General features: G+C 38.6%; 16 protein-coding genes and 1 pseudogene. 7 read left to right on the forward strand and 10 right to left on the reverse strand.

The genetic code is table 11. The features are described from left to right. Positions 1–329: 329 nt before the first annotated feature. The gene (locus tag ACZ43M_RS15930) at positions 330–770 is read right to left on the reverse strand and encodes a cell wall hydrolase (RefSeq protein WP_464503529.1); all 441 of its coding nucleotides are present in this window, start codon (positions 768–770) and stop codon (positions 330–332) included. Positions 771–1,081: 311 nt separating this feature from the next. On the opposite strand from ACZ43M_RS15930, the gene ACZ43M_RS15935 reads away from it, so the two are divergent. From ACZ43M_RS15935 to ACZ43M_RS15955, 5 genes and pseudogenes are all read left to right on the forward strand, one after another. Next, positions 1,082–2,164, forward strand: coding sequence for a GerAB/ArcD/ProY family transporter (locus ACZ43M_RS15935; RefSeq protein WP_464503530.1), 1,083 nt, complete (start codon positions 1,082–1,084; stop codon positions 2,162–2,164). Continuing rightward, on the forward strand, positions 2,161–3,681 hold the full coding sequence (locus ACZ43M_RS15940) for a spore germination protein (protein WP_464503531.1): 1,521 nt from the start codon (positions 2,161–2,163) through the stop codon (positions 3,679–3,681). The genes ACZ43M_RS15935 and ACZ43M_RS15940 overlap by 4 nt, the downstream gene beginning before the upstream one ends. Positions 3,682–3,683: 2 nt before the next feature. Further along, a complete protein-coding gene (locus tag ACZ43M_RS15945; protein ID WP_464503532.1) occupies positions 3,684–4,832 on the forward strand; it encodes a Ger(x)C family spore germination protein in 1,149 nt (382 codons plus the stop codon). Positions 4,833–5,002: 170 nt separating this feature from the next. Further along, a pseudogene (locus tag ACZ43M_RS15950) lies at positions 5,003–6,032 on the forward strand (IS1595 family transposase). A 116-nt stretch (positions 6,033–6,148) separates the two neighbouring features. Beyond that, positions 6,149–6,952, forward strand: a complete 804-nt coding sequence (locus ACZ43M_RS15955) for an alpha/beta fold hydrolase (RefSeq protein WP_464503533.1) — start codon at positions 6,149–6,151, stop codon at positions 6,950–6,952. 740 nt (positions 6,953–7,692) lie between these two features. Here ACZ43M_RS15955 and ACZ43M_RS15960 read toward each other — a convergent pair. The 3 genes from ACZ43M_RS15960 to ACZ43M_RS15970 all read right to left on the reverse strand — a co-directional run bounded on the left by ACZ43M_RS15960 (position 7,693) and on the right by ACZ43M_RS15970 (position 11,414). Beyond that, a complete protein-coding gene (locus ACZ43M_RS15960; RefSeq protein ID WP_464503534.1) occupies positions 7,693–7,959 on the reverse strand; it encodes a hypothetical protein in 267 nt (88 codons plus the stop codon). Positions 7,960–8,236: 277 nt separating this feature from the next. After that, complete coding sequence (gene ltrA / locus ACZ43M_RS15965) at positions 8,237–10,006, reverse strand: group II intron reverse transcriptase/maturase (RefSeq protein WP_464508038.1); 1,770 nt, start codon at positions 10,004–10,006, stop codon at positions 8,237–8,239. A gap of 901 nt (positions 10,007–10,907) precedes the next feature. After that, on the reverse strand, positions 10,908–11,414 hold the full coding sequence (locus ACZ43M_RS15970) for a hypothetical protein (RefSeq protein ID WP_464503535.1): 507 nt from the start codon (positions 11,412–11,414) through the stop codon (positions 10,908–10,910). 166 nt (positions 11,415–11,580) lie between these two features. On the opposite strand from ACZ43M_RS15970, the gene ACZ43M_RS15975 reads away from it, so the two are divergent. Next, the gene (locus ACZ43M_RS15975) at positions 11,581–13,017 is read left to right on the forward strand and encodes an IS6 family transposase (protein WP_464503290.1); all 1,437 of its coding nucleotides are present in this window, start codon (positions 11,581–11,583) and stop codon (positions 13,015–13,017) included. A 554-nt stretch (positions 13,018–13,571) separates the two neighbouring features. On the opposite strand, the gene ACZ43M_RS15980 is transcribed toward ACZ43M_RS15975, so the two are convergent. Both ACZ43M_RS15980 and ACZ43M_RS15985 read right to left on the reverse strand, forming a co-directional pair. Further along, positions 13,572–13,943, reverse strand: a complete 372-nt coding sequence (locus tag ACZ43M_RS15980) for a hypothetical protein (RefSeq protein WP_464503536.1) — start codon at positions 13,941–13,943, stop codon at positions 13,572–13,574. Between the two features lie 86 nt (positions 13,944–14,029). Next, a complete protein-coding gene (locus ACZ43M_RS15985; protein WP_464503537.1) occupies positions 14,030–14,464 on the reverse strand; it encodes a GNAT family N-acetyltransferase in 435 nt (144 codons plus the stop codon). A gap of 558 nt (positions 14,465–15,022) precedes the next feature. Here ACZ43M_RS15985 and ACZ43M_RS15990 point away from each other — a divergent pair. Continuing rightward, a complete protein-coding gene (locus tag ACZ43M_RS15990) occupies positions 15,023–15,607 on the forward strand; it encodes a hypothetical protein (RefSeq protein ID WP_464503538.1) in 585 nt (194 codons plus the stop codon). A gap of 267 nt (positions 15,608–15,874) precedes the next feature. Here ACZ43M_RS15990 and ACZ43M_RS15995 read toward each other — a convergent pair whose 3' ends face one another. The 4 genes from ACZ43M_RS15995 to ACZ43M_RS16010 form a co-directional block, all read right to left on the reverse strand. After that, entirely contained in the window at positions 15,875–16,387 is a 513-nt protein-coding gene (locus tag ACZ43M_RS15995; RefSeq protein ID WP_464503539.1) for a hypothetical protein, read from the reverse strand. A gap of 80 nt (positions 16,388–16,467) precedes the next feature. Beyond that, positions 16,468–16,722, reverse strand: a complete 255-nt coding sequence (locus ACZ43M_RS16000; protein WP_464503540.1) for a hypothetical protein — start codon at positions 16,720–16,722, stop codon at positions 16,468–16,470. A 163-nt stretch (positions 16,723–16,885) separates the two neighbouring features. Continuing rightward, positions 16,886–19,480, reverse strand: coding sequence for a phosphoenolpyruvate synthase (ppsA, locus tag ACZ43M_RS16005; RefSeq protein ID WP_464503541.1), 2,595 nt, complete (start codon positions 19,478–19,480; stop codon positions 16,886–16,888). Positions 19,481–19,654: 174 nt separating this feature from the next. Next, entirely contained in the window at positions 19,655–20,668 is a 1,014-nt protein-coding gene (locus ACZ43M_RS16010; RefSeq protein ID WP_464503542.1) for a DUF3231 family protein, read from the reverse strand. Between the last annotated feature and the right edge of the window lie 118 nt (positions 20,669–20,786).

Consider the following 20,786-nt stretch of genomic DNA (forward strand, 5'->3'; position numbering starts at 1 on the left):
CCATTTTTTGAAATTATTTGCAAGGCCCTTCATTCTTTACTAAAGCACCCGTATTTAAAAAGAGTAATAATTCACAATCTAATTTGTTATTTAAAATAGAAAAAGGAGAAAAATCCTCACCTTTAAATTAGAGTGAGGCTGGCAGCAAATAATCCATCGGTGAAAATCTCTAGTTCGATATTTGGAGTGAGGATCATATGGTATTCATGCCTTCCTATGGCAATGTTTATCATTGATTTATACCGTTGTTACCTTTGCAGCAATGCTTTATCAATACAGAGACAATTTATAATTCTAAATATGTAAAAAAGCTTACTTTAAGAGTAAGCTCAACCGCGATAAACACTATCACATGTTCCAGGTTTTGGTTCATAAAAACAATGTTCTTTAAATTGACCAGAATGAGGTTGACCATACCATGTTGGAGGGCATGGAGCATGAGGATTAAAATACCAAAGAGCATATTTCGCTGGGTGGTCTCTCCAATAATCCAAATTTTGTTTTGCTAATCTTCTTTCAGAGGTTCTTGCTCTTTGATAAAAGACATTCCCTTTTTGAACTGCTTCAAAGGAAAAATTTCCACCTTGTACGTGAAAAATAACTTGGTTAACTGTTCTTAAACTTTTAAAGTCCAAACAATCTGCTACAACTCGATTCACAATTACATTGCCAACATATAACATTCCCTGTTTTCCTTCTCCTTCGGCTTCTGCTCTCATCATCCTTGCCATTAAGGCAACATCTGAACTTCGGTAATTTACTCTTGGCATTTTTCCACCCCCAAAATAAAGTATGAAAAAAGCCTACATTGGTGTCATTGTTTATATAATAAGAATGATTTAGTTTTCAATGCTTTCAGTTTATAAGTAAGATGAAAACTATAGCATTCTTTTTATATTTATTATCCTCATCCTACCCCCATTAGCTTAATTCATCTTAAATTAATTATATGTGGAGGTCTTTTGAAGATTGTCTTCCATTAAAACGATATCAACAGTTTCCATAATGAATAGAACAAAATTGTTGAGGGAACTATAACTCATGATAATCCGTTCCCATTTGTTGGAAATGAGGTGAATTTTTGCCTAAGATATCTCCTATTCAGTCATACATGATGATTATTCTTTCAGTTGGATTGATGAACCACGTTATTATTATCCCGTTACTGCTAGGAGCATCAGGGCGAGATTCTTGGCTTGTAGTGCTTCTTGTTTTTGTCGCTTCACCTATATTGATCGGTTGTTTGAACTACATAATACAAAACATGAAGAATCAACACTTTAAGAAGTGGCTAGAGCAGCACTTTGGAAAGTTTGTATCTGCACTTTTAGTTATTATCTATAGTTTGTTTGTATGGGTCATTGGCTTTATTTCCTTAAAAGATACTCTAACATGGACTATCGCAGCATACTTGCCTCAAACTCCAATGCTTTTTCTCGCGGGAACGACACTTGTTGCTTGCTTCTTTGTCACTTGTCAAGGGCTCCGAACGATTGCGATTGTGAGTGGGATTTTGTTGCCTTTTGTGGTTGTTTTTGGTTTTCTTGTGTCGTTTGTAAATTTTCAGTTTAAAGATTATACCTTGCTTTTTCCTTTGTTGGAAGACGGTGCTGCTCCATTATGGAAAGGTGTTCCTTACGTTGCCGGAGGATTGTTGGAGTTGTTTTTATTGATGTTGCTTCTTCAGCACAAGTTAACAAAGAAACCAGGATTCAGAAGCTTGATGCTGCTGTGCCTCATCCTTACAGGACTTACATTAGGACCATTGATAGGCTCGATTACGATATTTGGCCCTGATGAAGCAGCTAACCAGCGATACCCCCCTTACGCTCAATGGAGAATAGTTAGGATGGGAGAATATGTGGAGCATGTGGATTTTTTTTCGATTTACCAATGGCTATCAGGTACATTCATTCGTGTGTGTCTCTCAATCTATCTTTTGGGAGAATTATGGAATTTGCAAAAGCGTAGATGGCTTCCCATGTTACTAGGCACAATCACCATGCTTTTTGCTATTTTGTTGCCGATTAGTGACATGGCTTTTCTAGACCTGTTGGGCCGATTTTATTTACCTTCATTCTGCATTTTTACCATCGGGACCTTGATCTTGTATGTAGTTCGAATCATAATCTCTATACAGAGTAAAAGGGGAAACAGCGGATGATGAAAATATTAAGAAATAAGATAGCAAAAGGCAAAAGTTCATCAACTAATCCAGAGGCAACAGTCGTGCAGCCTCTTAATGAGCAATCATTGATCCAACACTTTAACATGAGTCATGATGTAAAGCATCATGTTTACAAATTACAACCTAATGATGAACATTCGAGAATCCTATTGATTTATTGTGAGGGCTTAAGTGACAACCAAACGTTCATTCATGAGACAGCGCTCCCTCATTTGACCCGATTTTACGAAAACTATGGATTTCAACATCATAAGGAAATTGCCGAGTCGAGTCAATTAAAATTAGATATAGTCAATCTTGAAGAGTGGGAGCAAACGGCCGAAACGGATATCTTTGAAGGTAAACTACTGTTGTTTATTCCGATCCTAGAAACCTTGTTCTCCCTCGATATCTCAAAAAAACCGTCACGAAATCCGGAAGAATCGAGCATTGAGGTTTCGGTAAGGGGACCAAAAGATGGATTTGTAGAAGAATTGGGAGTCAATGTGGCATTAATTCGGAAACGTATCAAATCAACCAGCATGGTTTATGAAACGAAAAAAGTAGGCGTTCGCACTAAAACAACCATTGCGATTCTATACATGCGTGACATTGTTGAACCAAAGATTGTTCAAACTATAAGGAATAAATTAGATGAACTTCAAATTGACGGGGCTTTCAGTGCCACTCAGCTAGAAGAATTAATGGAACCGACCAAAACGTTGTTTCCTTTAATGGGGTATACAGGAAGACCAGACTTTACCGTTAACTGTATGCTAAGTGGTCGTGTGGCGTTGATTGTGGATGGTACGCCGGCTGCTTTAATCGCACCTGCCAATTTGTTCCTAATCGTGAAAACCCCAGAAGATATCCACCATACTGCACTATCGGCAACTTTTGGTCAATTTCTTCGTTTATTAGGTTTGTCCGTTTCACTGCTACTTCCTGGATTTTGGGTTGGCATTCTTGCCTATCATCAAGATCAACTACCCTATTATCTACTTGCGATAGTAGGCGTTAACCGATTGGGAATTCCGTTTGATGTAGTAGCGGAAATGTTTATTGGACTTGTCTTCTTAGAAATCCTACGAGAAGCTGGTATCCGATTGCCTTCTGCAGTCGGCAGCACCGTAACCGTTGTAGGCGGACTTATTCTGGGGGATGCGGCCATTCGTGCTGGATTTCTATCCCCTGGTATCGTTGTCATCGGAGCCCTTACCCATGTGTTTGGTTCAACTTTATCAAACCAGTCATTGGCTGGAACGATTAGCATTTTACGCTTCTTCCTTTTCGTGCTGTCCTCCATCCTTGGGATCTACGGGTTCTTCCTTGGATTATTTATTTTGATCAGCCATTTAGCTTCTTTGCGTTCATGCGGTTTGCCTTACTTGGCTCCGATTTCACCTCCATATAAAGACTTAGCCAATGCATTACTTAGATTACCTTGGCAATGGAAAAAAACTCGCCCAGATATGTTAAATACTCAAGATTCTACAAATCAAGAGGATAGGTAAAAATGCGGGGATATAAAAGTATTGTTATATTTCTCCTTCTCCTCAACCTTACCGGATGTTGGAGCAGATATGAAGTGCAAAACATGAACTATGCAACTGCGGTTGGTATTGACTATATCAATGACAAATACACAATTTTTGTGCAATTACTAGATTTCTCGACAGTGGCAAAGCTGGAGGGACAGCAAAAAGCGGAACAGCCCCCGGTTTGGGTGGGCAAAGGTCAGGGTGCCTCATTTACTGAAGCCGCAAATGATTTGTATAGTACATCACAACAGCGCCTAAACTTTGGGCAAATCTCTGCTATCTTGTTTAGCGAGAGAATGATAAAAGAAAACAAAGTAGGGGAAGTGCTGGAATTAATCAACCGTTATCGTGAAATAAGGTACATATCTTGGCTTTTCAGTACAAGAGAGCCTATTGAAGAAATCCTTCTGGCAACACCGTTTTTTAGATTATCGCCAAAAGCATCGATTCTTCACAATCCCGAACAAAATTACAGACAGCGATCCATCCTTACTCCGATCCGCCTGCAACAATTTGTATTAGATTCAAATGAAAAGTCTAGGACCAGTTATATACCTGAATTATCGATTCGCAAAGGTCAGTGGCAGGAAAGTAATAAACCCAAAGAGTTGCTTACATATTCAGGTATACATATATATGATCAGGACAATTATTATGGACGAATGGATCTCAAGGATTTGTCTGGATTGCCTTGGCTAAGTACTCACACCATCCGAGTTCCTCTTGATCTGTTTGCCGAAGAAAAGCTTGCTGCTGTTCTTGTCGCCGAAAAACCCAAGTATGAAGTGACCCCAATTGTTAAATTGGACAAAGTGTTTTTCGATATATCTGTGAGTGTGAAAGCCGGAATCAATGAATTACACACTGACCTTACAGAACAGAAACTCACACAAATTGCTCGAAAAACAATAGAGAAGCAAATCCGTAATACGTATCAAACCGCGTTTAATAAGGGTATAGATATTTACAACTTGGGTGAATCATTATATCGCCATCATCCACATCAATGGAAACACATTGCCACAGGAAAAAAGCAACTCGTTTTAAACCAAGATTCTCTGCGCAACGTAAATATTGAGGTGAACATTGTTTACTCTGGAAGATATAAATTGCATGAAAAATAGTAAATCCAAAAAAGTGATTCAGGTATAAGGCGGGGTATGCTCTTTTTGGACTCAGTTTTGTATATTCTAATTAAAGATTAGGCTCTGTTAAAGAATATTGTTGATATTTGAAACCTTTCCAAATTCACAGTATAATTTTACTAAGAACAAACATTCTGGAGAGGTTTTAGATGGAAAAAGCCTTTAGTAACTTATTAAAGTACATTGACAAATTACCACACACTAAAAAGGAACAAGTCTATCAATGGGTGAAACGCTATGTTGACCCAACCTCTTCCGTTGGTGGTGGATTAATTAACGAAATGCGGGAAACCCGTTTTAAAGAAGGTTTCGAGTGTCCTCATTGTTCTTCTGAACACGTTGTTCGGTTCGGCAAAGTTAAAGGTCGTCAACGATATCATTGTAAAAGTTGCCGAAAAACATTTACCGATACAACTAACACTGTACTTTACCGAACTCGAAAAGGTGACGAATGGATTACATTTGTGGACTGTATGTTCAAAGGCTACTCCCTGCGAAAATCGGCTGACATCGTAGGGGTTACTTGGGTTACGCTTTTTTACTGGAGACATAAACTGCTATCGGCCTTAAAACAGATTGATTTTGACCATTTTGAAGGTATCGTTGAAGTTGACGAGACCTATTTCTTGTATTCTCAAAAAGGGCAACGTGGCATTACGGAACGGAAACCTCGAAAGCGTGGAGGTAAATCCAAACACAGAGGAATCAGCCACGAACAAGTGTGTGTTCTTGTCGCAAGAGACCGAACCAAAGCAACTGTCGCTAAGGTTTCTTGTATGGGGCGTATAGTAAAACCCAAAGTTGAAAAAATCATTGGGTCTAAACTATCCTCTGACAATGTGCTTGTCACCGATGCTTGGAGAGCCTACAAAAACCTATGCGAAAGAAAAAGGGATAGAACATTATTGAATCAAATCAGATGATGGAAAGTACGTTCTAAAGGGCTTATATCACATTCAAAATGTCAATAGCTTTCATTCTCGGATGAAGAAATGGATTGACCGATTTAAAGGTGTCGCCACAAAATATCTCGACAATTACCTTTCTTGGTTTTTGTTCGTAGATAGTCGAAGTAACGAAAGCACAAAGCAACACATTAAAGAATTTCTATTATCATCATTTGTGTTTGATATGACGGAAACATATGACAGTTTGCGTTTGTCAGAATTCAATGTGTAACCCTTGTTCGACCTACGAAGGTCAGTTTAGTCGAACAAGGAACTTTGTTAAAATTGTGAATGGATTAAATGTCCATGTCGATTCATTTGGTTTATAAGGAAAGGGGAAACAAATACATGTCGATTTATTATAAAATAATTGGAGATGGATATCCTATCGTTATGTTGCATGGTTGGACACTTGACCATCAAGTGATGTTACAAGCAATGGAACCGTTATTCGAAAAACGAAGCGGTTGGAAGAGAATTTACATAGACTTACCAGGTATGGGGCATTCCGATTCACAACCATCTATTCAGAACTCAGATGATATGTTAGAAGCGATATTACGCCTTTTGGACGAGCTTATCCCTAATCAACCGTTTATTATTTGTGGTAACTCATATGGTGGGTACATTGCCAGAGGTATAGTCCATTCTCGACTGGATGCAGTTCGTGGATTACTGTTGATGGCACCAATGACTATACCTGAATTCAATGAAAGGGTAGTACCAGAGCAGACAGTTCTGAAAAAAGACAACAACTTGATATCACATTTATCTCCAGAGGATGCTGATGAATTTTGCTCTATGGGTGTAGTGCAAGGTCAAACTGAATGGGAGAGATTTAAAAATGAAATTTTGCTTCCTTCTAAACAAGCAAATAATGAATTTTTAAACCATATCCGTCAAAACGGCTATGGCTTTAACTTCGATATTTCTTCTAAACTTGAGTATCCCACGCTAATTATCACAGGGCGTCAGGACAATGTAGTTGGATACCACGATGCGTGGCAACTAATTGAAGATTACCCAAGGGCAACTTTTGCAGTGCTTGATATGGCTGGTCACAACTTACAAATCGAACAAACTGATGTATTTAACTCATTAGTTCATAACTGGTTGAACAGACTTGAGTCGGAAAATTTTCGGGTGGTATAATATTTCATAAATATTGAGTCTAACCAGTTAGTTGAACAATAATCGGGGTAAAATAGGAAACCCAATATATTAGGGTTTCCTATAATTATTATCATTTATCAATATTAAAGTTTAACAGAGCCAAAGATTAAATAAGTTAAATAGCAAGGGACAATACTTATTGTACAACGAAAAATTAATGTCAAATTAAATGCCATTTTTAATGCCAAAACCGGTGCCAGTTGGGGAGTCATTGGCTACCGAAATGGTGAAAATCCAGTGAGCTCGGTCGCCAATAGAGGGTCTTGGCTACCGAAATAGTGAATACCCAGTGAGTTCGGTCGCCAATAGAAGGTCTTGGCTACCGAAATGGTGAAAATCCAGTGAGCTCGGTCGCCAATAGAGGGTCTTGGCTACCGAAATAGTGAAAATCCAGTGAGTTCGGTCGCCAATAGAGGGTCTTGGCTACCGAAATAGTGAAAATCCAGTGAGCTCGGTCGCCAATAAGGGGTCTTAGCTACCGAAATGAAGAAATCTTGGGAAAAAAAGTGCCCAATTCACTACTTCAAAACACCAAAGTTTGCTAAAACATCCTAAAAAAGAGTGCCATTTTCGATTTAAAAAGCACTCTTTTCTATGTTATTTTGTTGTCAAATTCTCTGGCATTTGCTATGCCAAAACAAGGTCATGCACCTCTAAAGTGAACCCTTTAATATGGTAGCTCCGAGCTTTAACTCTTGCCCCCGTTCGTGCAATAAGAGTTATGAATATAAAATGCTTTGAATTAAATATTTTGCATTCTCTGCGTCTTTTTTCTTAACAAAAACAACATATTGTTGTTCGTAATTCTTGTTCACTCCAATACTTCCAAAGTTACCCCTAGTTGACCCATTTCCTCTCCATTGTGTTGCACGGCCAATAACTTTGTAGATATATTTAATGCCCTTACTTTTTAAAATCCCTCTTACTTTTGAAAATTCATCCATTGAATATCCAATATAAACTTCTTCCTTATTAAAGAAGAACATATCCAGCCCCCATAGTTACGCTATTTAAATTAATACATTCTATTTCCATTAGTTACATTATACTGTATTCCTTTAGGGGATATTTGGAAATTTTTGTTTTATCAGAAGATATTAAAAATGGATTCTTTCTTTATGACAGATAGGTAAGCTTTTGAAGTTATCGCCAGCTTTTCCCCCTGCTCACACCGTACGTGCGACTTTCACCGCATACGGCGTTCCAACTAATCCAATTCATTCAATTCTATGTAATTAATGAAGAGAAGTATATATATCCAAATCAGATTGTGTCATTTTTACATTGTTTACGAAGTTCATTGAGCTTTTCTTTTTGCTTATTGTTTAATTGTAAAGCATTCAGTAAAGGCTTGATTTTATCAATATCTTTCAGGTGTACGAGTCGGTGAATGCCTTCTTGTAACACTATCAAGTTTGAATAGCTATCATCTTTTGAAAGGTGATAGGGATTTCTATGATGACAGTGCCAATCATTAAAGCCAAGTTCAACACCTGAAACAGCACATCTGCCATATTGGGCAATGAACCGACTAATTCGATTATCATTATATTCAATCGTGCGGTTTGGAATAAAGTTTTTCATGACATAACTTAGGACATTTTTGTTAATCGCCTTCAGGGTTTTGTGTATCTTTGCTCTGCCGTTGGCAGTGTAATTACAGGTGTCTTGAGAAAAACAAAGATTCGTTTTATGCCGTTGGGCATAGATAGGGACAAACACCATTTCCCTTATCTTATAAAACTTTGGTTCATAGCCCTTGTAGCGTTTCTGTAATGTAATAGTCATATCGGAAAATTTCGCTTCTGTTCTAAGATTCTTTAGTCGATTATATAATGTCTTGCCGAGGTAGGAGGTCAACTTACTTAGATTATTTGTGATTTGCGTAGCTGCTGAATAATAATTTTGAATACCCATTACAACTGTATTGTAATGCCATACTGTTTCTATACATGGTTTCTTTTGAATAGCTTTAATGGCTTCTTTAATTTTGATAAATGCATTTGATTTTGCTTTCTTGGTCATGTTCGATTGAGCCACGTAACCCATTCTTGTCTTGCCTTTTCTTACGGCTCGAACTGAAAATCCAAGGAACTCTGAAGAGTTCTTCTTTAGATTTAAGACATTGGACTTCTCTTCACTGGTTTCAAGGTGTAACCTAGTTTTTAAAAAGTCTTTGATGGCGTAATTCATTTTAATCGCTTGTGACCGAGTGCGACATAAAACTTTGAAGTCGTCGGCATACCTTACGATGAAGCATTCTTTCAAATTAGTCTTTTTCATTGGTTGGTATTTTCCAGGGTATTTATAGTTATACCTTGTTTTGAAGGTTTCCCATTGGTCACTTACCCACCAATCTAGTTCGTTTAGGACAATATTTGATAATAACGGTGATAAAATGCCACCTTGCGGCACGCCTCGTGATGGTATTCCTTCATCTTCAATTTCTGCTTTTAAAAGCTTTGAAATGATTGATAATAATGCTTTATCTTTTATCCCGAATGACCAAATTTGTTTCAGTAGTTTACTATGGTTAACATTATCAAAGAAGCCTTTAATATCAACATCTATACAATGATGAAGCCCTGTTTGGTTGATAAGAAACTCAAATCTAGCTTTGGCATGATGTGTGCTTCTATTCGGTCTAAATCCGTAGCTATGTTTATGGAATTTCGCTTCACAAATAGGTTCTAACACTTGTAAAATACACTGTTGGAAGATTCTATCCCATATAGTTGGAATTCCTAGTGGTCTTACTTTTCCATTCGCTTTTGGTATGAACACACGCCTAACTTTTTGAGGTTCGTACGAACCTATCATTAATCGAACCTTTTCAATCACTTCTTCCACAGATAGATGTTTTACATCCTCGATGGTTAATCTATTTGAACCTGCCGTTTTACTCCCAGTGTTTCTTTTGATGTTTCGATAAGCAAGACGTATATTTTCATTCGAACTAATTAGTTTCATTAAGTTATAGAAATTTTGACCATCGACACTTTGAGCATATAAATTATCAAAACAATATTGCATATCGTAATACTCATTGTGTCGCAGTTTCTTTCGCTTTAACAAGTCGGTGACTCCCTTGGGAGTTGAACCTCTTTTAGTCTGACAAGAACCTTATTAACCGATAAAGAACTGTCTTACATGGTTGAATGATTCTTCAATAGTCTAGTGGCTATCCCTCCATGTGGATTAGACATTTCATCGGTACTGTGCCACCACTTTCACTGATATAAAAGTAAGTTATGCAATAACTAATATCATTATTGATTTCCTTACTACCGTTTCATTAGGAGTAAGCCTTCCACGTTATCAGCTTACAATGTTGAATTATATCTATTATGGAATAAACTTAGGTGCTCCCTGTAAGCCTGTTAGTATTCATACGCCTGTAACGTATCATGGATTTTCATATTAGTGAGTCTTACTCATCCACATCTAACCTCACAATTTGGTGATATACACATTTCTATGTATTGCAGGTATAGACCCGTACATTCAGAAGTTCGTCAGCTTAACCATTTCTTGTAGGTTTATTCGCATTCTCACCATATTCATTCAACTCAAGCATCATGAATTACACCACTCCATCGAGTAGGATTTCGTCAGCCGAACTGGTACGGTAATTTCTCACGCCTTTTTGCCGAGCTTATAACACTATTATTCTTACTAAATCTAGTGCTGTTCGACTAAGAGAGAACCCTTCAGGGCGTTACCCCGTCATTTGATTCTTCGATATAATCCTTCAGTTCCGACAGGAACTGTCTAGCCTTTACCAGAGTAATGTATCCATTCTCAATTTAAGCTAGAAACATTTCGCACCACTAACCTGCCCAATTCAATAAAAAATGGCCACCGCAATGGCAGCCAGATCATCAAGTAACGCCCCCGTTACATTAAGTACCTTTATTCACAATGTCCTATATAATCAACATTTTGCATTAAACTTATAATTTGATTTCTTGTTAGAAAGCTCCTTTGTATTTTGAGTGAAATTATTAATGTATTGGAAACCATAAAGAGCCAATGCCCTACAAAAGTCTATTGCTAAGTATTGAAATTTGGTTATTCCATATAATGAAGCAATTTTATAATGTTTTAAAAATTTTAATCCTCCTAGATAAATAAAACATAATTGAAGAATTGTATTAGAGATTATATACAATGGGAATTTACCAAAAGTAAATTTTAATATCCAAAGGCTCATAACAACATATGGACCAAAATTAAAAAAGTTTGCACTATTCAAAGGTGGTATTCCTTTATAAAATCTCCACAATTTTTTCTTTTCACCAAATAACTGCAAAGCTTTTGTGAATGTACACATAAATATTGAGGCTGGAAGATATTTTTTTAATGAATTTTGACCTAAAAACGGTACTGTAAGCCAAGGTAGAATTAGCAAAGCTATATAAAATAATTTCGCATTTTTCATTATTACACCTCCATTGATTATGACGTATTGTAAAAACTTTTATAAGAAATAGGCTATAAAATACCTAGATAGAGGGCTTTATAAGCAAAAAAATTGCCACCCCCTGAAATCTAAGGATAATTGAGGTTACCACACACCCAACAACCTAGATTAAGGAAGTGACAAGTTGTACCCTCAAATTATAACCTATTTATTAACTTTTATTAAGTACCAAGAACAAATAATTCGAACATTACTTACCCTTCTTATTGGGAAGGGGATGTTTGAAAAGCCTGAGGAAAAACCTGTAAATAAACCTTATCGTAAACTCCAGGTGGATGATCTTCCGATTATCGAAACCATTCAGAAACTTGATTACCGAAGCCTCCTAACCGAATACCTGGAGAAGAACGGTAAACAACTAAAACCTGTTCAAAGGCGTTCGAATACAAAGGCATGTGTGCCCAAGTCAATGAAATGTCCGCAGTGTGGTGCTCCAGCGGATTATCTTTATGCCAATAATGGAGGCAAAGGACAGTTTCAATGTAAGGTGTGTGCCTGTCTTTTCAATGATAAAAATCGCTATTCGAAGGAGGCTATTTTGAAGTGTCCTCATTGTTCTAGGACCCTTGAGAAAGTCAAAGAGCGAAAAGACTTTGACGTGTACAAGTGTAAAAATAATGACTGTTCCTACTACCAGCAGAAACTGAATGGCATGTCTGCGAAAGAGAAGAAACAGTTTAAAAAGGATCCACAAGCCTTTAAATTAAGATATATCTTCCGGCAGTTCCACATTGATTTTCAGCCATTGTCAAAGGCTTCTCCTAAGAAACCAAAGGTTGACTTGGCCAGGCTTTATGTGTCGCCACATACATTGGGGCTTATTTTAACCTATCACGTTAACTATGGCCTTTCGGCCCGGAAGACAGCTGCACTCATGAAAGATATCCATGGTGTTTCTATATCGCATCAAAGCATTTTAAATTACGAGAACGCAGTTGCATTAATCCTTAAACCTTACGTAGACCACTATCCCTACGAGCTTTCTGATCAGTTCTGTGGGGACGAAACCTATATTAGGGTTCAAGGTCGTTGGCATTACTTGTTCTTCTTCTTTGATGCGGTAAAAAAGATCATTCTGTCTTATCCAGTGTCAGCAAATCGAGATACAGCGACAGCAATCCGTGCCATTGATGATGTCCTAATGAAATTTAAAGAGATTCCGGAAGATCTTACATTTGTGGTGGACGGCAATCCGATATATCTCTTAGCCCAACACTTTTACGCCCAGCATGATATTCACTTTGACATTACTCAGGTCATTGGGCTTACCAATGAAGATCCTGTATCAAAGGAGTATAGGCCTCTCAAACAAGTGATTGAAAGACTCAATCGCACATTTAAGGGCAATTATCGCTCAACACACGGGTTTGGGTCCGAACATGGGTCTGTTTCGTTTGTGACGCTTTTTGTGGCTTACTTTAACTTTTTACGGCCTCACTCAGCGTTAGAAGGTAATGTGCCAGTGGTTAATCCAGAGCTCTTACTGCGACCGAATATGCCTGCACGCTGGACTAAATTAATAGGTTTAGCTCAAGATTGGATCATTGAACAAACAGTCTAACTTTTTGTTTAGCAGAGCCCTTGAACCCACTAGCAACCGGCGAAGCGAACTCTTGACAAACCGAACTTGCCAATGGTTTAAAATGGAAATACCAAGGGCTATTTGGCATGCCTTCTTTTTGTCCCCGTCGCCCTTGATAAAGGAATCTCAAACCATTGGCGTGTTTGTCAAGAGCGGTTGCGGGGCCGACGCACCCAATATGTGGAAAGGAGCCTAACCCCTTAAGGAGTTTTCATAGAACTTTTGACACTACCGATTATGATGTGTACTTTTTTAGCAATTAAACCAGACTCAATGGGTACGTTATGGAAAAAACAATGAACATATTGGATACATGGCAAAGATGAATCGTGCAAGCGAAAACCTTCCAGCTGTCATTGTTATCCAAGAAATCTGGGGAGTATAGTTTTAAGCTTTTTCCATGATTGTTTAAATCTGTAAGACAGAAGTAATTAAAACACCACAAAAGTGGTGTTTTATACGAAATTTGCAACTATAAAAAGGACTGGTTTTGGTCCTAGCTTATCTTATACAACTACTTCTTTACTTAATAACTATTGCCTGCAAAAAGCTTCATATTGGTCATTTGATATGTTTTTAGTAATAGCAACATTTTCCAAATGAAATTGAAATGGCTGGTCCTGGCCAATTGGACTATCTTTGAACGTTATAATATATAAATCATTGGGAGGATTATGAGGTCCCGTAAATGTAATTAATCCTACCTTAATCAAGTGCCCACTATCCATTCTTTTAATACTGAGAATTTTTCTGCAATCATATAATCGGTTTGTGATCTTTAATAAATCTGAAGCATAATGCTGAAATAAAATCTCCTCCATCATCTCACCCTTTGGAGAGGTTACTGCATATGCTTCTTTTGTAGTTAACACAAAGATCAATAAAGCAAGGAAAAACTTCTTCATCCTCTTCACTCCTTTTTAGTTAAACTTCCCCAAAAGAAGTGGAAAAATAGATGAACGCTATTACTGGGCCTAATGACGTGTGGATATTAGTCAGCTTCAGGTAACATTTTTATAAAGTATTTCGGTGACTCCGTATATCCTTGTCGCCTATAAAATCGATGGGCCTCTTCTCTCCTTGAATGGCAATGCACTTCGATTCTATCGCAATTTCTTTTTACGGCTAAATCCGTACAATATTCTTCAATACTACGGCCTATCCCCCTACTTCTAATGTTTTGGCCAACTGCGAAATAACTGCTTCTAGCGAAATCTCCTTTTACCGCTAATTGAGGGATGAAATGGACCGATATCAATGCTATAACTCTATTATCTTCTTCGTACACTAATAAGACCTCATTGTGGTCCTTAAGAAGTACTTCAAGCTTTTCTTTTAAAAAACGTTCTGAATTTGGATACTCAAGTTGGTTTAATAACAAGCAAATTTGCTGCCAATCCTCCACATGCGCTTTTCTAATCCCCATTCATTCCACTCCCCCATTTTCCCAACCTATTTATACCTATAAAAAGCACAGTCTTTTTATTCAATTAAAGATCGGATACATTTCGATAATTATTTAGGAGAATTTTGAGGGTACAATAGCCAGTGTACCCAGCAAGATACACTGCGCTCTTTTGTAGTTGAATCTGGATTCATTGTGTATGAAAAATAACCGGAAAAATTCCGCCTAAATTGGGAAATACCCATATTTCCTTAAGAATAAGGGAAGTTTTTCCGTTTATATCATCCAAATCCTTGGATTTTGTCTATTTTAAAGCCGTTAATCGGAATTTTTCCGCTTATTTCCGCTTTTAAGCTTCCCCTTTTTACATTAGAGGGAAATTCTCCGCCTATAAATTCTTATCCCTACACGAAGTCGGTTCGAATCGTCGCCCTCGCTTTTCCGATTGTCCATGAAAAAACGATGCATACATTACTCCTTCAAGAATACATGTTAGAGATGGCACCGATTTCAATCCTATACAAACAAGACACGTAGGTGTCAGGGACCAAGGGACCGTTTTCTGTGGGGGGAATACTTGTGAAACTGTCACATAAGGGTTTGTCATTTTTTAAAGATCATCATGTATCAGTTGCGGAGTATCCAAGAAATACAAAGATGATACTGGGCAGTCTGTTGGGAGCCATCGCGGCTATTTTACAGTCTGCGGGGTTTATTGGCGGGGTCGGTTATGCTTTTAGCATGATGGCAACTGGGCCGATTGTGTTAGCGACGATCATCTCGGCCCATTTTGGCGTGCTTACGTATGTCGTGACCGGATTATTACTGCTCGTGATTCAGCCCTCAGAGGTATTGGTGTTTCTGTTTACAACCGGCCTATTCGGGGTTGCACTAGGATTAGGATTTAAATGGAGCAGGCGAATAGTATCCGTTACCTTAATCGGAGGAATCGCGTTAACGCTAGGAATCCTATTGCTGCTAAAATTGTTCCACTTCCCTGTCCTAGGTCCATCCCTTTCAAGCAATGTTAATGTTTTATCCATCCTAGGAATTGCATGTTTCAGTCTTATCTACAGCTGGATCTGGATGAGACTAAGCATGTCAGGCATGAAACAACTAACTAAAAGGGTCATGAGTAAAGTTCTGCTTGATAAGAATGAATAACAGGACTAAAAGCACCACGGAGGCACCACGGGGACGGTTCTAATATAGGCAATCGGAAGTTTTGCTCAAGTTTCGAAGCACTTTATAAGTAAACGGAATTTTAATCTAAAGGAATTACTTCTAAGGAATTATCGCAAAATTTTTGATTGCCTGAGTAAGCAGGAAGTTTTAAAGTTTTTGTACAAGTAATTCGACATCCATAGTCAAATTTCCTGCTTCTGGTGGCAACCCGTCGCCACCAGAACCGTCCCCATGGTGCCCTCAAAATCATTTTTCTTTTTCTATGTTGGCAATTTTAATATCACGATCATCAATGATGGCATCAACCTGATCTTGATCATTCGTTACATTGAAATTATCCACCAGTCTATTATAATTCCCATTTAAGTTACTGTGGTTGGTATTTTGCTTTTGATTACCATCGATCCCATTCACATGACCTTTGCCGACAATTAATGTGCTGCTTGGCTGCATGGAATTAACGTTTATACTCTTAAGATTTAGGTTTGTTGTGTTGTTTTCATTACTTGAATTCTCAAGGGCAATATGAATGTCCCGATCATCAATTGGTGTATCAACTATGTCAGGGTCAATGAGGATAGATATATTATTTAATAGAAGATTAGATTGTCCGCCAATACTTCCAATTACACTGTTTTGCTTCCCATGTGCACTCCAACCAATGGCCGTATTTTTCTCCCCAATAAAAATACCAGATTGTCTCTCCATTGTTTGGACCGTAATGTTTCCCGTAAAATGGAAATTTGTCGTTTTAAACATATATGGTTCACCACTTTGGTTCATTATAAATGAAGCTTAATGATTTAATTTATGTTAAGAATCTTGGGTGGTGCACCCTCCTATATATTCACTCCAGATCCGGTATTAGGCTTAATATCCTGATCAAAGATCACCCCGTCTATGACTTCAAAGCTATCGTTCACATTATTTATAATCCCTGTATTAAGGTTGTTAAAACCGTAATTCCCCCCCATATTGAGATTGTATGTCCTGTTAGCATCCATTCCATTTACAATCCCTTCACCAACAAAGATGGCGGAACTAGGTTGAGGAGAATTTATATTAAATATTCCCACATTAATTACCGAAGGCACTTCAATTTCCCCCTCTTCTCCCGATACTATACATTAGTTTATGTTCAAACCGTACACTGCGGAACATAAAAACGATAAGTACCGCGGGAGCACCGCGGGGACGGTTCTGGTGGCGCCAAGCACCACCAGAACCGTCCCCATGGAGACCCATGGAGACCCTCTATTACAATATTTCGATATACCCTTCTGTTCCATGAACGCGAATTCGTTGGCCATCTTTTATTTGTTTGGTTGCATTTTCTACTCCGACGACGGCTGGCAGGCCGTATTCGCGGGCGATTACGGCTCCGTGGGTCATCAGTCCGCCGACTTCGGTGACCAACCCTTTTATCGAAACAAATAATGGTGTCCAGCTAGGGTCGGTGAAGGTGGTGACTAGTATATCGCCCTCTTCTAAAACAGCCTCTTCCATGTTTAGGATGACACGTGCTCTTCCCTCGACCACTCCAGCAGAAACCGGAAGGCCTGCAACCGCTTGAGCTGGGAGATTTTCTCGTTTGTACCTGCCTGAAATGATTTCACCATCTGACGTAATCACGCGCGGTGGTGTTAGTTTTTCATATAATTTGTACTCGCCTTTTCGTTGGCTGATCAACTGGGCATCCAGTCTATTTGTACGTACAACTTCACGCAGTTCTTCAAAAGTAAGATAGAATATATCTTCTTTTTGATGAATAACACCCGTTTGGACGAGCCGTAGTGCTTCCTTCAACAAAGCCTGCTTATAAATGAAGTAGCGATTCACCATGAAGTATTTTGGATATTCCCGATATCCGATGTAATTCCGGAGAAGGTCAATCCTCTCTTTTGTTTCTTTGGCCTTTTGTTCCCCATCAGGTAATCTCATCAATCGCTCTATTAACTGTTGTTCTTTTTTCAACGCTTCCTGTCGTCCTTGCTCAAATTTCCGATGGCCGGCGTTAGGTTCGAAGTTTTTGACGTTACCTAGGATCAATGGGACAAGTGTTGTTGGTTTTTCAATCCACCGTGTTTTCGTTAAATCGATTTCCCCGCTGCATCGCATTCCGTATTTGTTAAGGTAATTCTCGATTGCGATTCTGGCTTCCTGCCCGCCCTCGAACCTGACCAATTCTTCGAAAAAGTAATCATCACTTGCACGATGCAGGTATTCCACTACTTCCGGAAAAGGACGAATAACATCGGCGACATCCAATAGTGCCAGACCCATTTCCGACGTAATATTGTTTGGCACGGATTGAGAAAGCGTGTCGGCTGCGTTTTTTTCACCTAACCACTCGTACATTTTTTCATTAATCCATGTTGAAGCATTCATTGCCGACATAAATACGGCTGTACTTTGTGGGTCAAATAAGATCTTCTTCAATTCCTGAATATCTTCTAGAATAAAATCAACTAAAGCGGATCCTGATTTTCTCCTGATGTTTTGTTTTAACTCTTCAATGGATGTTTCCCTACGCTTAATCAAATCAGCAACGATGGATAGATTGTTTTCCATTTGTTTATCTGGATTCCCTCTAGTGGGACTCGGTGAATTATGATCAGTTGGCACTGCTTTTATAAAATCTCCTCGCTCCATGATGTTCATAAGTGCGTCTTTCATGAGCGGATCGTGTTGTCCCATCGCATTTAATAACATGTTTCTACTGACAGGTGAAGCAAGCTGCTGTGTGACATCAACAAACAACCTGCCGCCCGCTTTCCGCATCGGTGCAGGAGTCGTTAACAGGTAAAACGACAGTCCCAATGGTTTCATGGCGTCTGTCATCATTTGTTGATGGCCTACAGATATATAGACGTGGTTTTCCTGATCATTACTTTCAGGGATGGGAAAAAGCGTAGTGATGGGCCGGCTCTGTACAATATAAAAAGTACCATCCACTAAACACCATTCGATATCTTGCGGGCAGCCAAAATACGCTTCTATTTTTCTGCCGATATGTGTAAGTTGTAGTATTTGTGGGTCAGTCAGTGTTTGTACCTTTTGCTGATCAGAATCAAGCTGCACTGTCTCTGTTCCGCCTTCTTTTACAGGATAAATAGCTAACTTTTTGGCTGCTATCACCTTATCGACGATTACATCTTCCTTTACTTTATAGCAATCGGCAGATACCAAACCAGAAACCAGTGCTTCTCCAAGCCCAAAGCTGGCATCGATAGACAGGACCCTGCGGTTTGAGGTAATGGGGTCAGCAGTAAATAGTATCCCTGAAGCCTGTGGAAAAACCATCCTTTGAACAATTACGGATAGAGATACTTGTCTGTGGTCATATCCGTTTTGGATTCGATAGATGACTGCGCGATCTGTAAATAGAGACGCCCAACATTTTTTGACATGCTGCAGGATGGCTTTTTTTCCAATAATATTTAAATAGGTGTCTTGCTGGCCGGCAAACGAGGCATGTGGCAGATCTTCAGCGGTCGCACTGGAACGTACAGCATAAGCATGTTCTTCTCCGTACCGGGAGAGATAATCACTAACTGCTTCCTCAACCTCGGATGGAATTTCTACTTCTGTTATGCTTTGGCGAATCCTACTGCTAATCTCACCAATTTGTTTACGGTTCTCTGCTTTTAACGGTATCAGTTGGTCCACCAGTGCATGGAACATATCACTCTGTTGAATTGCTTTTTGATATCCAACTGTTGTCACACAAAATCCATCTGGAACTTGTATTCCTTCGATGTTGGATAGCGCTCCTAAATTTAACGCTTTTCCACCAACGAGAAATAGCTGTGTTTTTTCGATTTTTCGTAACTCCAGAACCAAAGGACTCATCCCGCATCTCCCCTATCCATTCATGTCTATTGATTGTAGCAATAGGTGTTGAGAATAAAAAGTCTATATTAACATTTTTTTACATGTTATAATTAAAGTAGGAAGACGTGTAGAATTTCCTATCAAAATAAAACAAGCCCTGTCTGTTTATTAGCTGAAGGACTTGAATCAGGATTATTTTTTTCTAATTAATTCATCACGGTCTGAGGCCATTGGCGGCTGTTCCATCCAGCCGTTTTTTATCATGATATTCGCGCCATCCTCAGAATACAATTGAACCTCTAAGGATAGCCTGTTATACATGGAAGCAATATCCCCTCTGGGACTTTGACTGACAGCAGTGCCGTAATAGCCGACACTCATGGCAATCAAACCAGATGTAAAATACATCATGAGTTTATCAGAAAATGTATAGGCGGTACTATTTGTTATTTCTGCATCCCACCCCATCGGTGCAGGAAGTTTACTTTCCTCTAACTTTCCTCTAAATAATCTAATGTGTTTATTGCCAATTTCTAATCCTTTTAAAAAGAATTGTTTGACATCTTTATCCTTTGCAACCTGGCTAAATCCAGTAAGTGCAGCGACTCCTAGTGCATTTCTTTGCATATTCGCAAATAAATTATCGACTTCCCCCGCAATCAACGGTCTCTTTTCTCCAAAAACATCTAACATAAACCATTGCTTTTTCACAAATTCTACCTTCTCTATATTAGGCAGGCTCGGAGATCTGATAAACAAGCCCTTGGATAGTAATAATTCTGTTGAGCGTTTATATAATTCCATTGTTTCCGTAAGACAATTCATGTAATAGGTTTTTATATCATTTCTTACCGATGATGCAACAGCTGCTCCATATAGCGTAAGGCCGACCTTGGCCATCTGGTTTATAAAATTAAGCACAAAGCTATCAGAATATAATCTAGATGCCGTTAAATCAACATCGTCCTCTATTCTAAAACCGTGAGGAACGACATTTTTTTCCTCTGTTAATATAGCTGAAATTATTTTTATGTGTGATTCGGATAACCCTAGAGCGTATTCTATGAGGGGTTTAATTTCCTTATCCTCGGCTTTTTCTAAAAAAAAGGAGAGGACACAAACGCTAGCACTATCATTTAAGTATTGCACCCATAGCTGAGAAATCTCACCCGCAGTTAACCTTATCTGGATATCCTTTTCCTCCATAAAGCAGCCTCCAAAAAAAGAAATACTATAATGTACCTTTCCCATTCATGACCTCTTATATGTATTGGGATGGTTATGCTCTAAAAAGACGCATAAAAAAGAGCAGATTACTGCTCCT

The organism is Neobacillus sp. B24 (assembly GCF_055381825.1).

Bases quoted from the DNA above. Each gene is read 5' to 3' on its own strand.
- ACZ43M_RS15930 (WP_464503529.1), bottom strand. From the start codon at position 770: ATGCCAAGAGTAAATTACCGAAGTTCAGATGTTGCCTTAATGGCAAGG.
- ACZ43M_RS15940 (WP_464503531.1), top strand. From the start codon at position 2,161: ATGATGAAAATATTAAGAAATAAGATAGCAAAAGGCAAAAGTTCATCA.
- ACZ43M_RS15945 (WP_464503532.1), top strand. From the start codon at position 3,684: ATGCGGGGATATAAAAGTATTGTTATATTTCTCCTTCTCCTCAACCTT.
- ACZ43M_RS15955 (WP_464503533.1), top strand. From the start codon at position 6,149: ATGTCGATTTATTATAAAATAATTGGAGATGGATATCCTATCGTTATG.
- ACZ43M_RS15960 (WP_464503534.1), bottom strand. From the start codon at position 7,959: ATGTTCTTCTTTAATAAGGAAGAAGTTTATATTGGATATTCAATGGAT.
- ltrA (WP_464508038.1), bottom strand. From the start codon at position 10,006: ATGCAATATTGTTTTGATAATTTATATGCTCAAAGTGTCGATGGTCAA.
- ACZ43M_RS15970 (WP_464503535.1), bottom strand. From the start codon at position 11,414: ATGAAAAATGCGAAATTATTTTATATAGCTTTGCTAATTCTACCTTGG.
- ACZ43M_RS15980 (WP_464503536.1), bottom strand. From the start codon at position 13,943: ATGAAGAAGTTTTTCCTTGCTTTATTGATCTTTGTGTTAACTACAAAA.
- ACZ43M_RS15985 (WP_464503537.1), bottom strand. From the start codon at position 14,464: ATGGGGATTAGAAAAGCGCATGTGGAGGATTGGCAGCAAATTTGCTTG.
- ACZ43M_RS15995 (WP_464503539.1), bottom strand. From the start codon at position 16,387: ATGTTTAAAACGACAAATTTCCATTTTACGGGAAACATTACGGTCCAA.
- ppsA (WP_464503541.1), bottom strand. From the start codon at position 19,480: ATGAGTCCTTTGGTTCTGGAGTTACGAAAAATCGAAAAAACACAGCTA.
- ACZ43M_RS16010 (WP_464503542.1), bottom strand. From the start codon at position 20,668: ATGGAGGAAAAGGATATCCAGATAAGGTTAACTGCGGGTGAGATTTCT.